Source organism: Thalassotalea sp. LPB0316 (assembly GCF_014898095.1).
Lineage (GTDB): Bacteria > Pseudomonadota > Gammaproteobacteria > Enterobacterales > Alteromonadaceae > Thalassotalea_G.
The window spans coordinates 1777144-1799829 of sequence record NZ_CP062946.1 but is presented as its reverse complement, the minus strand read 5'-3'; the positions used below and the strand labels follow the sequence as shown (position 1 = coordinate 1799829).

The following is a 22686-nucleotide window of genomic DNA, read 5'->3' as shown; positions in this document are numbered from 1 at the left end:
ATCAGCCGATAATAGAAAAGCAAGCTTTAAAGGTCACAAAGTTGGAAGGTTTACATGTATATTTTCCAACTTTACTACCTTTTAACATTCTAACATCTCTTTTACGGTGATCCGTTTCGGTGCTAGCATGCCATTGTCATCGACAATACCAACGCCAATAAACTCAGGTTCTTCGTTTTCAGTTCGCTCAATATAAACTTGGACAAAACCGTCTAATGGTAAGCCAGCAGCATTAACTGGGTTACCTAAGCGTAAAAAACGTGCCGATTCATCATCAATATTAACACTTGGCATACCGACTAGCGCTGTATTCATTGGCAACAGTAGCGGATCTAGTAATGTCGATGGCGCTACATCTTGCTCGTTTGCCTGCGCTAATAGCGCATCAAGTTGCTCGAGGGTCACCATATCCTTTCGGTCATAACTACCTACACCAACGCGACGTAAAGCACTGACATGAGCACCACAGCCTAAGCGTTCACCCAAATCATCAACGATGGTGCGAATATACGTCCCTTTTGAGCAATGAATTTCCATATCGACTTCATCGCCTTCAAAGCGAAGAACATCAAGGCGATATACAGTGATATCACGAGCTTCACGCTCAATCTCTATTCCCTCTCGAGCATAGGTGTATAACGGTTTTCCTTGATACTTTAGGGCTGAAAACATCGACGGTACTTGTTTCGAATCACCGCGAAAATGCGCTAACGCTTCAAAAAGTTGTGCTTGAGAAACATCAACAGGCTTTTCACTCACGATATCGCCGTCAACATCACTTGTTGTCGTTCGCACACCTAACTTTGCCGTTACTTGATAGGTTTTATCTGTATCTAGCAGAAACTGTGAGAACTTAGTTCCCTCGCCCAAACAAATTGGCAACATACCCGTTGCTAACGGATCGAGTGCCCCGGTATGCCCTGCTTTTTGTGCAAAGTAGATACGTTTAACACGCTGCAGTGCCGAGTTTGAAGAAATATCATAAGGTTTGTCGAGTAATACAACACCATTTACCGGACGGCCTTTTCTTCGCTTCGCCATGTGCTATTCGTCCTCACCTTCGATTGAAGAACTTTTGCCGGCTCTGCGCTCATCTTCTTCAATCGCTTTGTTAACGAGCGATGTCATGCGAACACCTTCAGCCATTGATTTATCATAAACGAAACGCAATTCAGGCATAATGCGCGCTTTAATACGCTTAGCAAGTAACGTGCGAATATAGCCTGATGCTTCGTTAAGTACCTCGACCGATTGTTCTTCTGTTTGCTCACCAATCGTTAAAAAGGTCACAAACACTTTTGCGTATGCTAAATCGCGAGTTACTTCAACCGCGTTTACTGTCACCATTCCCAAACGCGGATCTTTAACTTCACGCTGGATGATCATCGCAACTTCTTTTTGGATTTCCTGACCAACACGGTCAGTACGAGAAAACTCTCTAGCCATAGAAACTCCTATAACTTTAATCTCAAGATAAAAACGGGGGCATAGCCCCCATTTTATAAATACTAAACACCACTAAATTTAGTCAACTAACTCAACTGATGTTTTAATTGTCCACTTAGACATTTAACTTACCAGATAAGGGGTTAATTCGTCATTCCCGCGGAGGCGGGAATCTTTTAAACCAATTGCCGTACCTTTTATGTACTCTGCTTGTTGGTTTGAGATCCCGGCTAAAAATATGCCGGGATGACGTTTAACAATTGAACTAAAGTGGTAATTCAAATGAACACTATAGTGTTCTCTTAACTTCTACCGTTTCGAAAACTTCGATCTGGTCGCCAACACGTACGTCGTTGTAGTTCTTAACACCAACACCACACTCGGTACCGTTACGAACTTCTTGCACGTCATCTTTAAAGCGGCGAAGTGATTCTAACTCACCTTCGTAAATTACGACGTTTTCACGTAATACACGAATTGGCGCGCTGCGCTTAACGATACCTTCAGTCACCATACAACCAGCGATTGCACCAAGCTTAGGTGATTTAAATACGTCACGTACTTCAGCAAGACCAATAATTTCTTGCTTGAATTCTGGCGCAAGTAAACCACTCATCGCTTGTTTAACTTCATCGATCAGTGAGTAGATAACGCTGTAGTAACGTAAATCAACACCTTCAGATTCAATGACTTTACGCGCTGCCGCATCGGCACGAACGTTGAAACCCACAACAATAGCGTTTGATGCTGCGGCTAATGATGCGTCGGTTTCAGTAATACCACCAACACCAGAGCCGATAATTTTCACTTTAACTTCGTCAGTAGAAAGTTTAACTAACGCGTCAGAAATCGCTTCAAGTGAACCTTGTACATCTGATTTAAGTACTACGTTAACTTCAGAAATATCACCTTCAGCCATGTCTGAGAACATGTTCTCAAGCTTAGCTTTTTGTTGACGAGCAAGCTTAACATCACGGAATTTACCTTGACGGTATAACGCAACTTCACGCGCTTTACGCTCATCTTTAACAACGGTAGCTTCATCACCAGACTGCGGTACACCAGAAAGACCTAGGATCTCGACAGGGATTGACGGACCGGCTGATTTAATTTGACGGCCTAACTCGTCGCGCATAGCACGAACACGACCGTATTCTAAACCACACAGTACGATATCACCTTGGTTTAAGGTACCTTCTTGAACAAGAATTGTTGCAACAGGACCACGACCTTTATCAAGTTTAGATTCAACAACAACACCACTTGCCATTTTATCAACAACCGCTTTAAGCTCTAAAACTTCCGCTTGTAATAAAACCGCATCGAGTAATTCATCAATACCTTCACCTGTTTTTGCTGACACGTGAACAAACTGAGTGTCACCACCCCAATCTTCAGGGATAACATCGTGCTGTGATAATTCGTTTTTCACGCGATCTGGATCAGCCGTTTCTTTATCGATTTTGTTTACTGCAATAACAATTGGTGCTTCAGCGGCTTTAGCATGCTGGATAGCTTCAATTGTTTGTGGCATTACGCCATCATCTGCCGCAACAACGATAATAACGATATCGGTAGCTTTAGCACCACGTGAACGCATTGCGGTAAACGCGGCGTGACCTGGGGTATCTAAGAAAGTGACCATACCGTGGCCAGTTTCTACGTGGTAAGCACCGATATGCTGGGTAATACCACCCGCTTCGCCTGCGGCAACTTTCGCTTCACGGATATAATCAAGCAAAGATGTTTTACCGTGGTCAACGTGACCCATAATAGTAACAACTGGCGCACGCGTAATTTCGTCACCGGCTTCACCGCGATCCGATAATACCGCTTCTTCTAATGCGTTTTCTTTAACTAGCACCACGTTACGGCCCATTTCTTCAGCAACTAATGCTGCTGTTTCTTGGTCAATCACTTGGTTGATAGTCGCCATTGCGCCCATCTTGAACATCACTTTAACGACTTCAGCGCCTTTAACTGACATTTTGTTAGCTAAATCGGCAACTGAGATAGTTTCACCAATACGGACGTCTTGTAACTTAGTTTCCGCTGGTTTTTGGAAGCCGTGCTTTAAGCTTTGAGGTGCAGAAAGTGTTTGCTTACCACGAGGGCTTCTTCCACCGCGTTGATTTTTCTCTGCAGGCTTTTTCTTCTTGCGACGACGACGGCCTTCTTCAGCAGAATCTTCTTTGTCTTCTGCTTCTTGGGCAAACTTAGAAGAAGTTAAGTGAACTACGTCATCTTCATGTGCCTTGCGCTCTTCTTCTTGTGCCTTCCAGCGCGCTTCGTTTTCTTCTGCAAGTCGACGAGCTTCTTCTGCAGATTTACGGGCTTCTTCTTCAGCTTTAGCTTTGGCTTCCGCTTCTTGTGCTAAACGAATTTTCTTCGCTTCATCACTTTCAACTTCTTTTTCTTCAGTTTTCGCGGCAGACTCTTCAATTGCTTTAGCTTTCGCTTTAGCTGCTTCTTTCGCTTTTGCATCAGCTACTGCTTTTGCTTCTGCGTCGGCTTTAGCTTTTGCTTCTGCCGCTGCTTTTGCTTGAGCTTCAGCTTTGGCTTTAGCTTCAGCCTCTGCTTTTGCTTGCGCTTCTGCTTCCGCAGCTGCTTGAGCTTCAGCTTCTGCTTTCGCTTTTGCTTCCGCTTCAGCGATTTGCTGCTCTTCTAATTCACTGCGTTTTACGTAGGTACGCTTTTTGCGCACTTCCACTTGCACTGACTTTGCTTTGCTGCCTGAGCCAACCGATAAAGTCGTTTTCTTTTTACGACTTAACGTCATCTTACTCGGCTGCGCTGATGAATCATCACCATGCTGCTTTTTAAGATGCTCAAGCAAAGCTTCTTTTTCTTGCTCCGTTACTGAGTCAGACACACTTTTATTAATGCCCGCTTCAGCTAATTGGCTCACCAAACGTTCCGCCGGTGTTCCGATTTCTTTGGCAAGTTGTTCAACTGTTACTTCTGCCATTTATAAATTTCTCCCGGCGTTACCTATTCTTCACTAAACCAACAAATGTTACGTGCAGCCATAATTAGCTCACCCGCTTTGGTTTCATCTAATTCTTCAATTTCAATAAGATCATCAACGCCTTGCTCAGCTAAATCTTCTAATGTGCATACGCCTTTACTTGCTAAAACATAAGCTAAGTGCTTGTCTAAGCCTTCAAGCGCTAATAAATCTTCAGCTGGCTCAGCGCCTTCTAACGATTCTTCAGTCGCTAATGCTTGCGTTGTTAACGCAGCTTTTGCACGTTCGCGTAACTCTTCCACGATTTCTTCGTTCATGCCGTCAATTTCGAGTAATTCAGCAACAGGAACGTAAGCGATTTCCTCTAACGAAGAGAAACCTTCTTCAACTAAAATGGTAGCAAAGTCGTCATCGATATCTAATTTTTCAGTAAATAGCGTGATGACTTTGTCGTTTTCAGCTTGGTGCTTCTCGTTCATGTCAGCAACTGTCATGACGTTTAACTCCCAACCGGTTAACTGGCTGGCTAAGCGTACGTTTTGACCACTGCGGCCAATCGCCATGGCTAAGTTACCTTCTTCAACCGCGATATCCATAGTACGCTGGTCTTCATCAACGATGATTGAGGCAACTTCAGCAGGTGCCATTGCATTGATAACAAATTGCGCTGGGTTGTCGTCGTATAACACGATATCAACACGCTCGCCGCCTAACTCACCTGAAACAGCTTGAACACGTGAACCACGCATACCGACACAGGCACCAACAGGATCTAAACGCTTGTCGTTGCTCTTAACAGCGATTTTTGCACGAGAACCAGGATCGCGAGCAGCGCCTTTGATTTCCAACATTTCTTCACCAATTTCTGGTACTTCCACGCGGAATAGCTCAACCAACATTTCTGGTTTTGTGCGGCTAACAAATAATTGTGCGCCACGAGCTTCAGGTTTAATTGCGTATAGTAAACCACGAACGCGGTCACCTGGACGAAATACTTCGCGCGGCAACATATCGTCACGGTAAATAATTGCTTCTGCGTTATTGCCTAAATCTAAAATGACGCTGTCGCGAGAAGCCTTTTTCACTACACCAGTGATTAACTCACCTACTTGATCTTGATATGCATCAACGATTAAACGACGCTCAGCTTCGCGTACTTTTTGTACGATAACTTGTTTAGCCGTTTGTGTGGTGATTCGGTCAAATTTTACTGATTCGATTTGTTCTTCAACGAAATCACCTACATTTAAAGATTCATCTTCATATTGTGCTGCAGCTAAACTGATTTCCGCATAGGGGTTTTCAGTTTCGTGGTCTTCTGCAACAACTAACCAGCGACGGAATGTATCGAATTCACCGGTTTTACGATCAATGCTAACGCGTACTAGAATGTCACCTTCGTACTTTTTCTTTGTTGCTGTTTCTAAAGCAGTTTCCATCGCCTGAAAAATACTTTCACGTGGTAATGCTTTTTCATTAGAAACTGCATCAACAACTAGTAATACTTCCTTACTCATGTTACCTAGCCTTTAATCTATTTTATGCTTAAAACTGTGCGACAAGGTTGCCCTTGTCAATGTTGCCGAAAACCAACGGATACGCTTCACCGTCAACCACAACATGCAATGTGTCGTTTTCAATACTTTCTAAAATCCCCTTAAATTTACGACGTCCATTTAAAGGAATTGCTAACTTGACTTGAATGGTCTCACCGATCACCGCTTGGTAATGCGCAAGCTCAAATAGTGGGCGATCTACGCCAGGTGACGACACTTCAAGGTTGTATTCACTGCTAATTGGATCTTCTACATCAAGAATAGCGCTAACTTGTCGGCTAACTTCCGCGCAGTCATCTACATCGATACCTTTTTCATGATCAATAAACAGACGTAAGACAGAGTTGTTACCAGCCGAGATAAACTCTAGCCCCAATAATTCTTTGCCAGTTTCTTCAACCGCAGGGCGTAACATTTCAGTTAGTTGATGTTCAAATTTAGCCAATCACATTCTCCAAAAACAAAAAAAGGGCATATAGCCCAGCGAATAAAGTCATGCTGTTATTATAGTTGCGTTAAATTCAACTATAAAAAAACCCCAACATTGGGGCCTTTACCACTGAACCCATATCTCGAATCGAACTTAAGTCTGTACGTTCAATTCATACACTCGCTCCAACCTAAGCTCTTTAATCCAAGCTAGATTCGTCAGTAAAAGCGCTATGTATTTCAGACGGCGAAATTATATCCTCACCCCACGCTTTAAGCAAGAGCTAATCAATATTTAAACGAAATAATCTGGAAATGATTTAACCGGGCAAATTTTTGTTGAATACAAATCGCTTTGCACTCACCGATGAGTTAGAAAGTTGAATACTTTCATGTTATAAGAGCAATATTAACAACCATAACAATAGTAAAAAACGACACTCTATGTATACATTTAGTCAGTTAATAGCGCGAAATACTCTGATGGGATTAATTTTTAGCGTTGGTTTAATTGCCCTGTGCACTTGGTTTGGTCAAACCTTGCTGCAAGAGCGCCACGAAAAATTTGAAGGTTCATTAATCGCTATGGCCGGTGCGCTTGATCAACAAGCAAGTATTCAGACCATTGTTAAAACAATTAAAGGTGCAAACGACTATCGATTACTGCTCATCACTAATGATGAAAATAAAAACTTAATGAAGCATCAAGGTAGCCAACAACATCTAATTTCTAAATTTATTGCACCAGCTAACCAAGAGGTTTGGCTCAATAGCCATAGTTTAAAAGTCACCTATGCCCTAGCTGACGATATCTTTATCGACAAACTCATTAACATTTATCTGGCTATTGTTTTATCTACAGCGGCGTTTGTGATTATTTCGAGTATTGTCAGTTTAAAATCGTATCGCGCATTTTTTAATACCATTAACGAACAAATTCGCAATGAAATTACTTCGTTTATGCCCTCCGCTGACGACGAGATTCATTACAAGACGAAAGCTACGGTGGAATTGCCAGAGCTACGAAAAGGCTTAACGAGTTTACAATCGCTGATTGAAAACCAAAAAGCGAATTCCAATCAGTTGGAAAAAGAAGCCTACACAGAGACGTTAACTCAGCTCCCTAACCGCAACCGCTTTGTTCAATATTTCGAAAGCAAAGTAACAGAATTACATGAAATTAAATTTGGCGTGCTGTTAATCACTCGGTGTAGTGAGCTACAAACGATTAACCAGATTAGTGGTTACAAAGAGGGTGACAATTATATCTGTAAAGTATCCGACATTTTAAAAAGCGAGATTGAAAAGTATCAAGGCGGCCAGCTATTTAGGCTTAACAGTTCTGATTTCTCAACCATTTTACCTAACGTTACGATGAAAGAAGCGGAGAAATATGCGCAAGCACTGACGGATAAATTCAATCAATACCAACAATCTGCTGATTTAGATTCAGTCGCTTACTCAGGCGTTGTTGCCTTTACCGATGCCGAGCCGTTAGGTGAAATTTTAGCGCTTGCAGATACCGCAATTAGCGTTGCCCAAACACAGAGCATCAATGGTTGGTATGCACAAAAAGAAGGTGACACTAATAGCCCATCGAACCATTATGGCAACCAAAATTGGCGTCAAGAAATTGATAGCGTGCTCGCTGCACAACGCGTTGCATTGTTAATCCAACCAATCAAACCATCGACTAAAAACACTAAGATGTACGGTGAAATTTTAGCGCGCTTTAAAAACGCTAAAAACGAAACCTTGCCGACAGCATCATTTATCGCAATGGCAGAAAAACTCGATAAAATTGTTGCTGTTGATCGAATGATCATCGAGCAAGCGCTCACCGAAATCAGCCAGAAAAACCTGCAAGGTAGTCAGTTCGGCATTAACATTAGCTCGCGCAGTATTCACGATGAACATTTCTTAATTTGGCTAGAGCGCAGATTATTAAGAGAAAGCTCGATTGCACCTAATCTTATTTTTGAAATTACCGAATATGGTTTACAGCAAAACGTACAAACCAGTAAGCGATTTATCGATATGATCCATCGCGTTGGCTCACGTGTTACCGTCGAGCGATTTGGGGTTGGCCTAACCTCGTTTAAGTTCTTTAAAGAGCTTAAACCTGACTATATAAAAATGGACAGTACCTACACGCGAGATATCGATGAAGATAAAAACAACCAGTACTTCTTGCGGGTAATGGTCGATTTAGCCCATCGTTTAAGCATTAATGTGTTAGCAGAAAATGTTGAAACCCAAGAAGAAAAGCACACACTAGAAAAACTTTTTGTCGATGGTTGCCAAGGCTTTTACATAGGCAAACCGGAACAGATGTAAGCTGAAATTTCCACAGTAAAAAAATGGCGCTCAGGCGCCATTTTGCTTATTTGGATCGAGTTAATTAAAATCAGCGTATTAAATTAAAAGCCATAATTGTTATCCGGTTGTTATCTCTTCGATAAACAAGGATAATAGAGCCAATTTTTTCGATCTAAACAGCTAGAATGACCGAATATTTTCTTCTTTTAGTAAGCACAGTACTGGTAAACAACTTTGTTCTAGTCAAGTTTCTAGGGCTGTGTCCTTTTATGGGCGTGTCTTCAAAAACCGAAACGGCCATCGGTATGTCATTTGCCACCACTTTCGTGATGACGCTGGCGTCGACACTTAGTTACCTAATTAATGCCTATATATTAGTGCCGCTTTCACTTGAGTTTCTCGAGACTATGGCGTTTATTTTAGTTATCGCTGTGGTCGTTCAATTTACTGAGATGGTGGTACATAAAACCAGCGCAAATTTGTATCGTTTACTCGGTATTTTCTTACCCTTGATCACAACCAACTGTGCCGTGCTTGGCGTTGCCCTGCTCAACATTTACGAGCAACACAACTTTTTCGAATCAGTTATCTACGGCTTTGGCGCAGCACTTGGTTTTTCAGCGGTATTAATCATGTTTTCGGCGATGCGTGAACGCTTAGCCAATGCCGACGTACCTGCGCCATTTAAAGGTTCAGCAATAGCTATGATTACCGCCGGCCTGATGTCATTAGCCTTCCTTGGTTTTACGGGGTTAGTAAAATAATATGACGACCCTAATCGCTATTTTAGTCATCGGTGCCTTAGCTGCGTTTTTTGGCGGCTTACTTGGTTTTGCCTCGGTGAAATTCAAAGTAGAAGGTGATCCATTAGTTGATCAACTTGACGCGTTATTACCACAAACTCAGTGTGGTCAATGTGGCTACCCAGGCTGTAAACCCTACGCAGAAGCGGTTGCCAATGGTGAAGCCATCAATAAATGTGCACCAGGTGGTGAAGACACAATTAAAAAAATCGCTGATTTAATGGGTGTTGAACCTATAGCCATGGATGAGAGCCATGCAACCGACAACACGCCAAAAGTCGCATTTATTATTGAAGAAGACTGCATTGGCTGTACCAAGTGTATCCAAGCCTGCCCAGTTGATGCCATTATCGGTGCGGCAAAACAAATGCATACGATTATCGCCGATGAGTGTACCGGCTGTGATTTATGTGTTGCTCCATGTCCTGTCGACTGTATTGAAATGCGTCCTATTGAAGAAACGCCGCAAAATTGGCGTTGGGACCTTAATAACATTCCCGTCACCCAAGTTGAGTAGTCGAGGTTATCGTGGAATCCATTATCGAAAGAATTAGTAGCGGAAAATTTTGGCAATTTCATGGCGGTATTCATCCGCCGGAGCAAAAATGGCTGTCAAATGACAAACCAATCCGCCCATTAGATTTACCTGATATGCTGTGTATTCCAATGCAGCAACATATCGGTGTGCCGGCAAAAGCTATCGTCGAATCTGGCGATTACGTTTTAAAAGGTCAGCCATTAACGCAAAATCACAATCCTATGGCGGTGCCAATACACGCACCAACAAGCGGTACTATCGAGAAAATTGAACGCGCGACCATTCCACATCCATCGGCGATGCAAGAGCCGTGTATTTTTCTCAAACCCGACGGTAAAGACCAATGGATTAAGCGTGAAGTATGTGACGATTTTTACGCGCTTTCGCGCGAGCATATTATCGCCAAAATAGCCAATGCAGGTATTGCCGGCATGGGTGGAGCAGGCTTCCCTACTCACATTAAAGTAAATAACAAGCCTGTTATTGATTTTCTGATCATCAACGCTGCAGAATGTGAGCCATATATCACCTCTGATGATTTACTGATGCGCGAGCACAGCCCGAGTATTGTTGACGGTATTAAAATTCTCGATCACTTACTCCTACCTGAGCACATTCTGATTGGTATTGAAGATAACAAGCCCGAGGCGATCAAAGCGCTGGAAACAGCGACCCAAGGCTTTGATAAAGTCAAAATTTGCGTATTGCCAACCAAGTATCCAACCGGTGGTGAAAAACAGTTAATAAAAGCATTAACCGGTAAAGAAGTACCATCGGGGGTTATTCCCGGTCAAATGGGCATTGTGATGCAAAACGTCGCAACCTGTTACGCGATTGCAGATGCCGTGATTAACGATACGCCACTGATCAAACGCGTTGTTACCGTAACCGGCCAAAGCCTAGAGAAACCACAAAACGTTTGGGCATTGTTAGGCACGCCTGTTGAGTTTCTGCTTGAACAATGTGGTTATCAAGCCAATGACAACAGTATGTTGATCATGGGTGGGCCTATGATGGGCTTTACCATGCCTTCACCACAAGTGCCGATCATTAAAACCTCAAACTGTATTTTAGCACCGAGTAATACCGAAATTCCGATCGCACAACAAGAGCAAGAGTGTATTCGTTGCGGTCAATGTGCGGAAGTTTGCCCAAGCCAACTATTGCCACAAGAATTGCAATGGAGCGCAAAAGCCAAAGATTACGATCAACTCAAAAAGTTAAATCTGTTTGATTGTATTGATTGTGGTGCCTGTGCTTTTGTCTGCCCAAGCCAAATTCCACTCGTTCAATACTATCGCGTTGCCAAGGCTGAAATCCGCTTTCAACAAGTACAAGAGCTCAAAGCGGAAAAAGCTAAATCTCGTTTTGAAGCGCGAAAACAACGCCTTGAGCGTGAGAAAATTGCGCGAGAAGAAAAACACCGCAAAGCTGCGGAAGCTCGCCGTGCGAAAATGAATGCCAATACAGAAGAAGCTAGTAATGCAAAGTCAGCCGTAGCAGCCGCGTTAGCACGAGTAAAAGCTAAAAAAGCAGGCACAGTAGTTGATGACAGCAACACGGCTAAAACCGAACAAAAATCAGCCGTAGCGGCAGCAGTTGCAAGAGCAAAAGCAAAAAAGGCGGCCCAACAAGCACAGCAAGCTGAAACGACGACAACTGATTCAGTACAGAACAAAGCTGACGATAAAGCCCTTGTAGCTGATGCTGTAGCGCGTGCTAAGGCGAAAAAGCTTGCCAAAGAACAAGCCGAACAAGCAGTCGATGAACCCAATAAAGCACCAGCAGACGATAAAAAATCTAGGGTTGCAGCGGCAGTTGCCAAAGCAAAAGCTAAGAAGCTCGCTGCCGAATCAACAGTTCAAAAAGCTGAGACAACCACCGCTGATGCAAAAGTTGATGTAAAAAGCATTGATGCGCAAGCCTCTGAAACTAAGGTTGAAGAAGCTGTAAAGCCAGCTCAAGCGCCAGAAACAAACACGACACAAGACGATAAAAAAGCAAGAGTTGCCGCAGCAATTGCGAAAGCAAAAGCGAAAAAGCTCGCGCAACAAAGCCAAACCAGTGAGAGTATTCCAGCGCCTAAACAGCAAGTTAATGAGCAAGATAGTCAAGTGTCAGCTACGCCGGCTGACGATAAAAAAGCCCGTATTGCCGCCGCGATTGCCAAAGCAAAAGCCAAGAAACAACAAGCAGAAAATAAATAACCTATGACCTATTGGATCGCCAGTTCTCCACATAACCACACGCAATCAAGCACCGGCGCTTTGATGCGCTTGGTAATACTTGCCACCTTACCGGGCATTTTTGCTCAATGGTATTTCTTTGGCTGGGGTAACCTCATTCATATCGCTATCGCCATCGCTACTGCCATGGTCTGCGAATTTTGTGTTTTGTCGATGCGCAAGCGCGAAATCAAACCCGAGCTACTCGATAGTAGTGGGATATTAACCGCCGTACTTATCGGTATAAGTCTGCCAGCGATTGCACCTTGGTGGATTAGTGTGATTGGCGCGGCATTTGCCATCGTTATCGTCAAGCAATTATACGGCGGTATTGGCCACAATCCATTTAACCCGGCGATGGCCGCTTACGTGATGCTATTGGTATCATTTCCACTACAAATGACATCGTGGCAACCACCATTAGAGTTAATGCAATTTAGCCTTAACTTTTCTCAAACCTTGAGCGTAATATTTACAGGTTTTACACCCGATGGTTTCTCGATTGAGCAACTGCGCACCCATATCGACGGGTATACCATGGCTACGCCGTTAGATACGCTAAAAACTAACTTAACACTCGGTAAAACCGTGGTTGAGAGTAGCCAAGAAGTTGTTTTTGGTCAGCACTTTGCATTGGGTTGGGAATGGATAAACCTTGGTTTTTTAATCGGTGGCACCATCTTAATTTACAAAAAGGCCATTCCTTGGGTAACACCGGTTAGCTTTTTAGTAAGTTTATTAATCTGTAGCTTTATCGCTTATGTCGTATCGCCAGATAGCTCGTCGTCAACTATGTTTCACTGGCTTAGCGGCGCAACCATGCTAGGAGCTTTCTTTATATTAACGGATCCCGTATCAAGTGCGACTAGTGTCAAAGGCCGAATTGTGTACGCCGCTCTCGCTGGATTTCTAGTCTTTATTATTCGTCAATTTGGCGGTTACCCTGACGGAGTTGCCTTTGCAGTGTTACTTTGCAATATGGCGGCGCCGCTTATCGATCAGTATACGCGCCCGAGAACTTACGGGCATCAGGTAGGTAAATAGCATGAAACAAGCCATCAATAAAAACGCGCAGTTACTCGCTTTATTTGCCATTGTTTGTACTTTGGTTGTTGGCCTTATTAGTGAGCTAACTAAGCCGACAATCGCCAAACAAGAACAAGCACAACTACTCAAAACACTACACGCAATTATCGACGAAAGTGCGATTAACAATGACTTGTATCAAGATTGCACGGTTATTAGTGATCCACTACTTGGCAGCGGTAAGAGTCAAACGGCTTATTTAGGACGCTTTGATAACAAGCCGATTGCCGCGGCAATCACAACTACAGCACCAGATGGCTATAACGGTAAAATCTTTTTATTAGTTGGTTTTAGCTACGATGGAAAAATCACTGGCGTTAGAACACTTAAACACAATGAAACTCCCGGTTTAGGCGACAAAATCGAATTAAAGCGCAGTGACTGGATCAAGAGCTTTGATGGCAAACGCATCGAAAAAGCATCAGACTCTCGTTGGAACGTAAAAAAAGATGGCGGTATGTTCGATCAATTTACCGGCGCAACAATCACGCCACGTGCTGTGGTAAAAGCAGTGAAAAATACCAACCTGTATTTTAATGCCAACAAAGACGCTTTGTTTAATAGCGCAACATCTTGTCGAGGTTAGTGATGAAATTCAACGAAGAATATAAAGAGCTCGCCGTTCAAGGGTTGTGGAAGAACAATCCCGGCCTAGTCCAGCTATTGGGCTTGTGTCCGCTTCTCGCAGTAACGGCAACTGTCACTAATGCGCTTGGCTTAGGTTTAGCGACCTTATTAGTGTTAATTGGCTCTAACGTCACTGTGTCGTTAATTCGCCAATGGGTACCAAAAGAAATTCGCATTCCGGTGTTTGTTTTGATCATTGCCGCGTTTGTGACCGCTATTCAACTATTAATGAATGCCTTTACCTATGGAATTTATCAATCACTGGGGATTTTCTTACCACTAATCGTGACCAACTGCGCGATTATTGGCCGAGCAGAGGCTTATGCAAGCAAAAACCCGGTAAAACAAGCGGCCTTTGATGGTTTGATGATGGGCTTAGGCTTTGCATTAGTACTGATTGTGTTAGGTGCAATCAGAGAAGTGCTTGGTCAGGGAACACTTTTTGATGGTGCTGAATTACTCTTAGGTGAATGGGCTAGTAGCTTACGCATTGATGTATTGCATTTAGATAATAAATTCTTGCTGGCAATCCTGCCGCCAGGCGCATTTATCGCGATGGGCTTTTTGATCGCGATAAAAAATGCAATAGATGAAAAACAAAAACAAAAGCAACAACAAAACGCGCCAGCAAAAGAGAGTATTGAACGCGTTCGGGTAAACTTTGATAGCTAATTACATACTTGAGCACTACTAATACAATAAAAATTTCGCCTAAGATAATAACAACTATGACTGAGCAAATTACCAAAAAAGCAAAAGTAGCACGCATCATTGAAATTCTTGATGAACTATACCCTGAAGTGCCCATCCCGTTAGATCACAAAGACCCCTACACCCTATTAGTTGCTGTATTACTCTCGGCTCAATGTACTGATGAGCGCGTAAACCAAATTACGCCAAAGCTTTTTGCGCGCGCCGATAACCCATATGACATGGTTAAAATGACGATTGAAGAAATTCAAGCGATCATCAAACCCTGCGGCTTATCACCAATGAAATCAAAAGGCATTTGGCATTTATCTGAGATGATCATCAACCAACACAATGGTGAAGTGCCGCAAGATTTTGAAGCGTTAGAAGCGATGCCAGGTGTCGGCCATAAAACAGCATCGGTGGTTATGGCACAAGCGTTCAATGTACCGGCCTTTCCCGTTGATACTCACATTCATCGATTGATGTATCGCTGGGGCCTTTCAAATGGTAAAAGCGTTGAACAAACAGAGCGCGACGGAAAACGACTATTTCCCAAAGAGCGTTGGAATGACTTGCACTTACAAATTATTTATTACGGCAGAGAATACTGCCCTGCTCGCGGCTTTGATTTGAATAAATGTATTATTACCCGTCAATTCGGTCGGAAAAGCTTTATCAATGAAGTGCTAAAAGAACAAGCTAAAAAGAAGAAAAAGTAAGTCTGTGTTGGGACAGTATCAAGGCGACTACCCTGTAGTTACAAAAAGCGCTTTACTCTAAGTAAAGCGCTTTTTTATCAGTTTTACTGGCGATTAAAACCTATCGGCATTCATCACTTTTGTCCAAGCAGTAACAAAGTCGTGAACAAACTTCTCTTTATTATCATCTTGCGCGTACACTTCAGCATAAGCACGCAAAATAGAGTTTGAGCCAAACACTAAATCAACGCGTGTCGCTGTCCATTTCACCTGACCGGTTTCGCGTTCGCGGATTTCATATAAATTGTCTGCAACCGGATCCCAGCTGTACTGCATATCGGTTAAATTAACAAAAAAGTCGTTAGTTAACGCGCCTTCATTATCGGTGAAAACACCGTGTTTACTATCGCCATAATTGGCGCCAATAACTCGCATCCCGCCAAGTAATACCGTCATTTCATGCGCAGTTAAGTTCATTAATTGAGCGCGATCTAGCAGCATTTCTTCAGGACTAACAGCATATTTTTCTTTCAGCCAATTTCTAAAACCATCGTGTAACGGCTCTAGCACTTCAAACGAATTTTCATCTGTCATATCAGCTGTGGCATCGCCTCTACCTGCTGAAAACGGTACACTTACAGTAACACCTGCAGCTTGTGCTGCTTGCTCAATACCGACATTACCCGCTAATACAATAACATCAGCTACACTTGCGCCGGTTTGTTCAGCTATACTTTCAAGTACGGGCAATATTTTTGCTATCCGCTTAGGTTCATTGCCTGCCCAGTCTTTTTGTGGCGCTAGACGAATTCTCGCACCATTCGCACCACCGCGCTTATCTGAGTCTCGATATGTTCGAGCACTGTTCCATGCCGTTGTTACCAAGTCGCTAACTGATAAACCACTTGCGATAATTTTCTCTTTTACAGCATCAACATTGTAATCGGTATTACCTGCTGGCACAGGATCTTGCCAAATTAAATCTTCTTGTGGCACTTCTGGCCCAATATAACGAGCTTTTGGCCCCATATCTCGGTGAGTTAACTTGAACCAAGCTCTGGCAAATACTTCTGAGAAGTAGGCCGGATCATTATAAAAGCGCTCAGAGATTTTACGGTACTGAGGATCCATTTTCATCGCCATGTCAGCATCTGTCATCACTGGGTTATGACGCACCGACGGATCTTCAACATCAACAGGCTTGTCTTCTTCTTTAATGTCGATCGGTTCCCATTGCCATGCACCAGCTGGACTTTTCTTTAACTCCCAATCGTAATTAAGCAGTAATTGGAAATACCCGTTATCCCACTGCGTTGGGTTAGTGGTCCAAGCCCCTTCAAGACCACTCGTTACCGCATCTTTACCAACACCACGCTTGGTTTTATTCAACCAGCCAAAACCTTGATCTTCAAGATCTCCGCCTTCAGGCTCAGGCCCAAGTAGACTAGCATCACCATTACCATGACACTTACCTACGGTATGACCACCGGCGGTAAGGGCAACGGTTTCTTCATCATTCATCGCCATGCGTTCGAACGTAACTCGAACATCATGAGCTGTTTTTATCGGATCAGGCTTACCATCAACGCCTTCAGGGTTAACGTAAATTAAACCCATCATTACTGCGGCTAGCGGGTTTGCCAAATCACGTTCACCTGAATAACGACTCCCCTCACTACCTGTTGGTGCTAACCACTCTTTTTCAGAGCCCCAATAGGTGTCTTTTTCGGGGTGCCAAATATCTTCACGACCAAAACCGAAACCAAAAGTTTTTAAGCCCATGGATTCATAAGCGATAGTTCCTGCATAAGCGAGTAAATCGGCCCAACTCAGTTTGTTGCCATATTTCTTCTTGATTGGCCAAAGTAGACGGCGAGCTTTATCTAAGTTGGCGTTATCAGGCCATGAATTAAGGGGCGCAAAGCGCAAATTACCGGTACCGGCACCGCCGCGGCCATCTGCGGTTCGATAGGTTCCAGCTGCATGCCATGACATACGAATCATTAAGCCACCGTAATGTCCCCAGTCAGCTGGCCACCATGATTGGCTATCTGTCATTAATGCAATAAGATCTTTTTTTAACGCCGCAAAATCAAGCGTTTTTACCGCCTCTTGGTAGTCAAAATCACTTGCCATTGGGTTCGTTTTACTATCGTGTTGATGCAAAATATCTAAGTTAAGTGACTTTGGCCACCAGCTTGTATTTGATGTACCACTTTGCGTTGAGCTGCCATGCATTACTGGGCATTTACCTGTTGTCATTTCACACTCCATATTAGAAAAAATTTATTATTACTATCTCGCCATAGTTAAAGTAAATAAAAATAAAACAATAAGTTGGTGGTAATTGACTTATATCAATTAACACCAACGCTGTAACAAAGTTAACCATATTACTTAACTAAACTTGCATTAAGCTTAGTTGAATTATTTGAGATACGAAAATTGTTAAATGCGATTAAAAGAAGCGTTAAAAGCGATTAGAAGACAACTCGAAAAAAGCAGTAAAATCGCTACTCTATTTAGTGACAACAAATTTGCATCACTGGTTTTTCCAGCTTATTTATGGCTATAATTTGCCTACATCTAAAAGCTAACTAGTCATTGAGATTTTCATGAAATATTTACACGCTATGGTTCGAGTTATTGATCTCGACGCCTCTATGCACTTTTACTGCGATTTACTCGGCCTCAAGGAAATAAGAAGAAAAGACTATCCACAAGGTAAGTTCTCTTTAATTTATCTCGCTACTGAAGAAGGTGAGCCAGAAGTAGAGCTAACCCATAACTGGGAGCAATGCGAGCCATATTCGAATGGCACTAACTTTGGCCATTTAGCATTTCGCGTTGAAAATATTTACGATACTTGCCAAAAATTAATGGATGCTGGAGTTGTTATTAACCGTCCACCAAGAGATGGCCATATGGCGTTTGTATTATCGCCAGATGGCATTTCAATTGAATTACTGCAAGACGGTCAACTTGAACCGCAAGAGCCTTGGGCAAGTATGGAAAATACCGGCTCTTGGTGAACTTAAATCGTTAGATTGACACTAAAGCAAAGGCCAGCGCATAAACAATGCTGGCCTTTTACGTTAATGCCTATTTGGTAAATTTAGCTAAAGCGTCTTTAAGTGCAGCTAAACAGAGAGCAACATTCTCATTACGAGCGGCATAGCCCATTAAACCAATACGCCATGCCTTACCGGCAAAATCACCTAAGCCAGCGCCAATTTCCAAATTGTACTGCTCGAGTAGATAATTGCGTACTTGAGCGTCATCAACACCGTCTGGAATTTTCACAGTATTTAATTGCGGCAATCGCTCATTTTCCGGCACAATAAACGCTAAACCAAGCTCGGCTAACCCTAGGGCTAATTTCTTATGCATGTCGCGATGACGTTGCCAGCTATTTTCAATCCCTTCGCTATGCAACATAACGAGCGATTCGTGCAATGCATATAGTGAATTTACCGGAGCGGTGTGATGATAGGCTCGCTTGCCTTCACCCGACCAATAGTTGACGACAAGTGACTGATCTAAAAACCAACTTGGAATAGCGCTTGAGCGGCTTTCAATTACCTTGAGTGCATTGCCACTAAAGCTAATTGGCGATAACCCCGGTACACAAGATAAACACTTCTGGCTACCTGAATAAATTGCATCAATTTGCCATTCATCCACCTTGAGTTCGATGCCGCCTAATGAGGTCACTGCATCCACAATGGTTAAACAATTGTGAGCCTTTGCTAACGCACATAGCGCCTTAGCATCTGATACCGCGCCAGTTGAGGTTTCTGCATGAACAAAAGCGACAAATTTTGCTTCGGGATGCGCCTTTAATGCAGCTTCTACTTTTTCGATTTCAACCGCTCGGCCCCATGGTGAATCAACGACAACAGCCTTCGCACCTAGGCGGTTAACATTTTCGAGCATACGCTGACCAAACACACCATTGCGACAAACAATGACAGTATCTTGTGGCTCAACTAAATTAACAAAACACGCTTCCATACCCGCTGAACCAGGAGCAGAAAGTGCAATAGTAAATTTGTTTTCCGTTTGAAAGGCATATTGCAGTAATTGCTTAACCTCATCCATCATGCCAATAAATGTTGGATCTAAATGACCAACGGTTGGTCTCGATAACGCGTTTAGTACACGAGGGCTAACATCAGATGGCCCTGGCCCCATTAATGTGCGCTGTGGTGGAATAAAAGATTGAAAAGACATGGCGACAAACTTCCAAAATAAATAAGAAAAATCAACTAAACAAATAGTATCACGTAAAGTTATAAAGGCTTATTGTTATAACTTATCTCAAGCATTACTCATTGTTATATCGAATTTCAATTTTAGACTCGCTAATAACTAATAACCGTTTCATAAGTGGAACAGCTGGCATAAAAATGAGGCAAAATTTGGTGCAGTGCTTCAAGGCTAAGAAGTGAGGTAACGGCTGAAATATTATCAAAGGTAATAATAAATTGATAATCCCAATTAGTGTGTTCATCACCGCTGATGTTTAAACAATGGCTCGACTGATAAAGTAATTTCGCATTAACGTCCTTGAGAAGCGGCGTTAGTGAATTAACAAACAGATCGAGTGCTTGTGTACCACTTGTCGCAATCGGGTTTTCTTGGTAACTGGCAATCGCCCGACATTTGGCTAACACTGTCAGAGTAACGCTAGTGTTTTGTGGAATGCGATTTAAGGCAAGCGTTAATTGTTTTGCCTCGATGAATGCCGATGTCACGCTATCTCCTTATTTGTGTAACTGCCTCCATGCCAAACTATTTTTTGATGTTTATCTCAAGTTGTCAACAGTCGATTGATAACTTCATGAAATATTCAAGATCTGTTTCACTCTCAATGACAAAGCCTAACCGTTGATAAAGACGTTTAGCTGGGTTTTGTTTTAGTACGTATAAACTGACCGGTAAGTTTAGTGCAACAGCCCGTTTTATCACTTGTTGGATTACTTTAGCCCCAACGCCTTTGCCTTGATATTTCGGCATAATTTGTAACTGGCGAATATGCAAGCGATCGGAAAACTTACCAAGCTTAATAACACCAATCGATACGTTTTTATATTCAATGATCATTGAGTCGCTAAAAAACTCGTCGATACGTGCCAAATGGCGTACATCGTCCATGACAATGCCTGCTTTGGCTAAGTGCTCAGTCATGGTTACTTTTCTTAAATTAAGTAGAAAACGTCTATCTGTTGGCAACGCTTTACGAAGAGATAACAACTGAGTCAAAATAAATACCTTAATAAAGCCGCCGTTAATCGTAGAATTAAACCCATTGGTCTTGCTAAATTTGCAAATATCACTGTAATTAGTGAGACTGCATTAAAATACTAACATAGGAAGTAACATGTCTTTCAAGAAATCTCTATTGGCGATAGCCATCAGCACAACCTTGCTGAGCGCGTGTAATAAAGAAGCGCAAACGACAAAACCAGCTGAACCCGTCAAACAAGCTAACGAAACTGTCGCTATGTCTGAGTCTGACAAAGCAAATCAATTATTTGATCAGCTTTTCAATGAAGGCGTAAAACGCAGTCCAATGATGCAAACCTATTTGGGGATGAAAACAGACTACGATAAGTGGGATGATATCTCACAGGCCAACAAAGCAAAAGAACTTGAAATTAGTAAAGCCAATTTAGCAAAAATAAAAGCTATTGACGTAAGTAAGTTAGATTATCAAACAGCTATTAGTCATCGTCTGTTAGTACAGCGCTTAGAAAATGAAATTGCTGATTACCAATGGCGATTCCACAATTACCCGGTTAACCAAATGTTCGGTATTCACTCTCAAGTACCGGCCTTTTTAATTAACCAACATTCAATTAGCAATGTTGTAGAAGCACAAGCGTATATTTCTCGTGTTAAAGGCAGTGAAATATTAATTGGTCAACTTGTTGAAGAATTGAAGTTACGTGAAGCTAAAGGCATTATTGCGCCTAAATTCGTTTTTCCGCACGTTATTCGCGACTCAAAAAACATCCTAGTTGGTGCTCCATTTGCTGAAGGTGAAGACAGCACGTTACTGGCAGATTTCACTGGTAAGGTTAGTAAACTTGATATCTCTGAAGACCAAAAGAACGCATTAATCTCAGAACTTGAAGGAGTGCTTGTATCACACCTAAAACCAGCTTACGACAGTTTAGTTGCATACTTAACTCAATTGGAGACTAAGGCTGATACTAAAGATGGCGCTTGGAAATTCCCTGATGGCGAAGCGTTCTTCAACAACGCATTAAAACGCACAACAACTACCGACCTAACAGCCGACGAAATCCACGAAATTGGGTTGAGTGAAGTCGCGCGTATTCACAATGAAATGCGCGAAATCATGAAACAGGTTGAGTTTGAAGGTACCTTGGCTGAATTCTTCGAGTTTATGCGCAACGACAAACAATTCTACTACGACGACACCGAAGAAGGACGTCAGCAGTACATAGATGAAGCGGTTGCGTTAATCGATGATATGAAAGGCCGTTTAGACTCGTTATTCTTAACGAAGCCTAAAGCCGATATGATCGTTAAGCGCGTTGAAGCTTTCCGTGAAAAATCAGCAGGTAAAGCATTCTATCAGCAGCCAGCGCCAGATGGTTCTCGTCCGGGCATTTACTATGCAAACCTATACAAAATGGAAGCCATGCCAACTTACCAAATGGCAGCACTTGCTTACCACGAAGGTATCCCAGGTCACCATATGCAAATTGCCATTAAGCAAGAGCTTGAAGGTATTCCATTATTCCGTAAATTTGGTGGCTACACGGCTCATACCGAAGGCTGGGGGTTATACTCTGAGTTAATTCCAAAGGAGATTGGTTTATACCAAGACCCATACTCAGACTTTGGCCGTTTAGCAATGGAATTATGGCGAGCTTGTCGTTTAGTCGTTGATACAGGTATTCATGCGAAAAAGTGGACGCGTGAGCAAGGTATCGAATACTATTCATCAAACACACCAAATGCCATTTCCGATGCAGTTAAAATGGTAGAACGCCATATCGTCATGCCTTCTCAAGCAACCGCATACAAAATCGGCATGATAAAGATTATTGAACTGCGCGAACATGCCAAAAAAGCATTAGGTGATCAGTTTGATATTCGCGAATACCACGACGTAATACTCAAAAACGGTCCTGTACCGTTAAACGTTTTGGAAGAGCTAGTTAACGAATACATTAACGCTAAAAAAGCCTAGCTGGTAGACGCTAAAAAACAACCTAAAGAACAAAGGTCAGCAATTGCTGACCTTTTTTATTACAACACTG

General features: G+C 42.6%; 19 protein-coding genes. 10 read left to right on the top strand and 9 right to left on the bottom strand.

What is annotated here, in order from left to right; genetic code table 11:
* Positions 1–81: 81 nt before the first annotated feature.
* The 5 genes from truB to rimP form a co-directional block, all read right to left on the bottom strand.
* Complete coding sequence (gene truB / locus LP316_RS07955) at positions 82–1041, bottom strand: tRNA pseudouridine(55) synthase TruB (protein WP_193020493.1); 960 nt, start codon at positions 1039–1041, stop codon at positions 82–84.
* A 3-nt stretch (positions 1042–1044) separates the two neighbouring features.
* Positions 1045–1446 carry a 30S ribosome-binding factor RbfA gene (gene rbfA, locus LP316_RS07950; protein ID WP_193020492.1) on the bottom strand — a complete coding sequence of 134 codons (402 nt, stop codon included), beginning with the start codon at positions 1444–1446 and terminating at the stop codon, positions 1045–1047.
* A gap of 289 nt (positions 1447–1735) precedes the next feature.
* Entirely contained in the window at positions 1736–4414 is a 2679-nt protein-coding gene (infB, locus tag LP316_RS07945; protein WP_193020491.1) for a translation initiation factor IF-2, read from the bottom strand.
* Between the two features lie 23 nt (positions 4415–4437).
* Complete coding sequence (gene nusA, locus LP316_RS07940; protein WP_193020490.1) at positions 4438–5931, bottom strand: transcription termination factor NusA; 1494 nt, start codon at positions 5929–5931, stop codon at positions 4438–4440.
* 28 nt (positions 5932–5959) lie between these two features.
* Entirely contained in the window at positions 5960–6415 is a 456-nt protein-coding gene (rimP, locus tag LP316_RS07935) for a ribosome maturation factor RimP (RefSeq protein ID WP_193020489.1), read from the bottom strand.
* A 467-nt stretch (positions 6416–6882) separates the two neighbouring features.
* On the opposite strand from rimP, the gene LP316_RS07930 reads away from it, so the two are divergent.
* The 8 genes from LP316_RS07930 (at position 6883) to nth (ending at position 15409) form a co-directional block, all read left to right on the top strand.
* Entirely contained in the window at positions 6883–8736 is a 1854-nt protein-coding gene (locus LP316_RS07930; RefSeq protein WP_226960696.1) for an EAL domain-containing protein, read from the top strand.
* 167 nt (positions 8737–8903) lie between these two features.
* Entirely contained in the window at positions 8904–9482 is a 579-nt protein-coding gene (gene rsxA / locus LP316_RS07925; RefSeq protein ID WP_193020487.1) for an electron transport complex subunit RsxA, read from the top strand.
* Between the two features lies 1 nt (position 9483).
* Positions 9484–10038 (top strand): electron transport complex subunit RsxB, encoded by a 555-nt coding sequence (gene rsxB, locus LP316_RS07920; RefSeq protein ID WP_193020486.1) that lies wholly within the window; start codon positions 9484–9486, stop codon positions 10036–10038.
* A gap of 11 nt (positions 10039–10049) precedes the next feature.
* Entirely contained in the window at positions 10050–12266 is a 2217-nt protein-coding gene (gene rsxC / locus LP316_RS07915) for an electron transport complex subunit RsxC (protein WP_193020485.1), read from the top strand.
* 3 nt (positions 12267–12269) lie between these two features.
* Complete coding sequence (rsxD, locus tag LP316_RS07910; RefSeq protein WP_193020484.1) at positions 12270–13328, top strand: electron transport complex subunit RsxD; 1059 nt, start codon at positions 12270–12272, stop codon at positions 13326–13328.
* 1 nt (position 13329) lies between these two features.
* Positions 13330–13956 carry an electron transport complex subunit RsxG gene (gene rsxG / locus LP316_RS07905; RefSeq protein ID WP_193020483.1) on the top strand — a complete coding sequence of 209 codons (627 nt, stop codon included), beginning with the start codon at positions 13330–13332 and terminating at the stop codon, positions 13954–13956.
* Positions 13957–13958: 2 nt separating this feature from the next.
* Positions 13959–14669, top strand: coding sequence for an electron transport complex subunit E (locus tag LP316_RS07900; RefSeq protein ID WP_193020482.1), 711 nt, complete (start codon positions 13959–13961; stop codon positions 14667–14669).
* 56 nt (positions 14670–14725) lie between these two features.
* Complete coding sequence (gene nth, locus LP316_RS07895) at positions 14726–15409, top strand: endonuclease III (protein WP_193020481.1); 684 nt, start codon at positions 14726–14728, stop codon at positions 15407–15409.
* A 93-nt stretch (positions 15410–15502) separates the two neighbouring features.
* Here the strand turns inward: nth and katG are convergent, their stop codons facing one another.
* Positions 15503–17650: a catalase/peroxidase HPI gene (gene katG, locus LP316_RS07890; protein ID WP_193020480.1), complete on the bottom strand. Its 2148-nt coding sequence runs from the start codon at positions 17648–17650 to the stop codon at positions 15503–15505.
* 353 nt (positions 17651–18003) lie between these two features.
* Here katG and LP316_RS07885 point away from each other — a divergent pair, with 353 nt between their 5' ends.
* Complete coding sequence (locus tag LP316_RS07885) at positions 18004–18420, top strand: VOC family protein (protein ID WP_193020479.1); 417 nt, start codon at positions 18004–18006, stop codon at positions 18418–18420.
* A 70-nt stretch (positions 18421–18490) separates the two neighbouring features.
* Here the strand turns inward: LP316_RS07885 and LP316_RS07880 are convergent, their stop codons facing one another.
* The 3 genes from LP316_RS07880 to LP316_RS07870 all read right to left on the bottom strand — a co-directional run bounded on the left by LP316_RS07880 (position 18491) and on the right by LP316_RS07870 (position 20578).
* Positions 18491–19621 (bottom strand): pyridoxal-phosphate-dependent aminotransferase family protein, encoded by a 1131-nt coding sequence (locus tag LP316_RS07880; RefSeq protein ID WP_193020478.1) that lies wholly within the window; start codon positions 19619–19621, stop codon positions 18491–18493.
* Between the two features lie 131 nt (positions 19622–19752).
* Positions 19753–20145 carry a hypothetical protein gene (locus LP316_RS07875; RefSeq protein ID WP_193020477.1) on the bottom strand — a complete coding sequence of 131 codons (393 nt, stop codon included), beginning with the start codon at positions 20143–20145 and terminating at the stop codon, positions 19753–19755.
* Positions 20146–20209: 64 nt separating this feature from the next.
* A complete protein-coding gene (locus tag LP316_RS07870; protein ID WP_193020476.1) occupies positions 20210–20578 on the bottom strand; it encodes a GNAT family N-acetyltransferase in 369 nt (122 codons plus the stop codon).
* A gap of 193 nt (positions 20579–20771) precedes the next feature.
* On the opposite strand from LP316_RS07870, the gene LP316_RS07865 reads away from it, so the two are divergent.
* Positions 20772–22616, top strand: a complete 1845-nt coding sequence (locus tag LP316_RS07865) for a DUF885 domain-containing protein (protein WP_193020475.1) — start codon at positions 20772–20774, stop codon at positions 22614–22616.
* Positions 22617–22686: the final 70 nt, after the last annotated feature.

What these genes read in the sequence shown, in the direction of transcription:
- katG (WP_193020480.1), bottom strand. Translation starts at nt 17,650, where the DNA reads ATGACAACAGGTAAATGCCCAGTAATGCATGGCAGCTCAACGCAAAGT.
- rsxB (WP_193020486.1), top strand. Translation starts at nt 9,484, where the DNA reads ATGACGACCCTAATCGCTATTTTAGTCATCGGTGCCTTAGCTGCGTTT.
- LP316_RS07930 (WP_226960696.1), top strand. Translation starts at nt 6,883, where the DNA reads ATGGGATTAATTTTTAGCGTTGGTTTAATTGCCCTGTGCACTTGGTTT.
- infB (WP_193020491.1), bottom strand. Translation starts at nt 4,414, where the DNA reads ATGGCAGAAGTAACAGTTGAACAACTTGCCAAAGAAATCGGAACACCG.
- nth (WP_193020481.1), top strand. Translation starts at nt 14,726, where the DNA reads ATGACTGAGCAAATTACCAAAAAAGCAAAAGTAGCACGCATCATTGAA.
- LP316_RS07880 (WP_193020478.1), bottom strand. Translation starts at nt 19,621, where the DNA reads ATGTCTTTTCAATCTTTTATTCCACCACAGCGCACATTAATGGGGCCA.
- LP316_RS07870 (WP_193020476.1), bottom strand. Translation starts at nt 20,578, where the DNA reads ATGACTGAGCACTTAGCCAAAGCAGGCATTGTCATGGACGATGTACGC.
- LP316_RS07865 (WP_193020475.1), top strand. Translation starts at nt 20,772, where the DNA reads ATGTCTTTCAAGAAATCTCTATTGGCGATAGCCATCAGCACAACCTTG.
- rsxD (WP_193020484.1), top strand. Translation starts at nt 12,270, where the DNA reads ATGACCTATTGGATCGCCAGTTCTCCACATAACCACACGCAATCAAGC.
- LP316_RS07885 (WP_193020479.1), top strand. Translation starts at nt 18,004, where the DNA reads ATGAAATATTTACACGCTATGGTTCGAGTTATTGATCTCGACGCCTCT.
- rsxA (WP_193020487.1), top strand. Translation starts at nt 8,904, where the DNA reads ATGACCGAATATTTTCTTCTTTTAGTAAGCACAGTACTGGTAAACAAC.
- rbfA (WP_193020492.1), bottom strand. Translation starts at nt 1,446, where the DNA reads ATGGCTAGAGAGTTTTCTCGTACTGACCGTGTTGGTCAGGAAATCCAA.
- nusA (WP_193020490.1), bottom strand. Translation starts at nt 5,931, where the DNA reads ATGAGTAAGGAAGTATTACTAGTTGTTGATGCAGTTTCTAATGAAAAA.
- truB (WP_193020493.1), bottom strand. Translation starts at nt 1,041, where the DNA reads ATGGCGAAGCGAAGAAAAGGCCGTCCGGTAAATGGTGTTGTATTACTC.
- rsxG (WP_193020483.1), top strand. Translation starts at nt 13,330, where the DNA reads ATGAAACAAGCCATCAATAAAAACGCGCAGTTACTCGCTTTATTTGCC.
- LP316_RS07900 (WP_193020482.1), top strand. Translation starts at nt 13,959, where the DNA reads ATGAAATTCAACGAAGAATATAAAGAGCTCGCCGTTCAAGGGTTGTGG.